This is a genomic window from Liquorilactobacillus sicerae, assembly GCF_029916425.1.
GTDB classification, from domain to species: Bacteria; Bacillota; Bacilli; order Lactobacillales; family Lactobacillaceae; genus Liquorilactobacillus; species Liquorilactobacillus sicerae.
This window is the reverse complement of the sequence record NZ_JAHAVQ010000381.1, coordinates 1-255: the sequence shown is the minus strand read 5'-3', so window position 1 is coordinate 255 and position 255 is coordinate 1. Positions and strand designations below refer to the sequence as shown.

General features: G+C 31.4%; 1 protein-coding gene. It reads right to left on the bottom strand.

From position 1 onward, the window contains the following. Positions 1–255, bottom strand: a 255-nt coding sequence (gene tnpA / locus KH893_RS12920; protein WP_281166412.1) for an IS200/IS605 family transposase, incomplete at both ends; no start/stop codon positions are given.

Below are 255 nucleotides of genomic sequence, written 5' to 3'. Positions count from 1 at the left end.
CTTTCTTTTTCCAGTAGCTTTGTTGAAGCTCAGGACATTTTTCAAACAGTTCTTTAGCACTGATACCTTTTAACCATCTAACAATATTAGTTACAGAAAGCTTTGGTGGAGCGCTAACTAATAAGTGGATATTATCATCTTTACCAATTTCCATATGAGGAATACTAAACCCATATTTTAAAGCAATTCTATTAAGAGATTGTTTTAATTCTATTTCAACATTTCCTTTTAACACCTTGTTGCGGTATTTAGTTC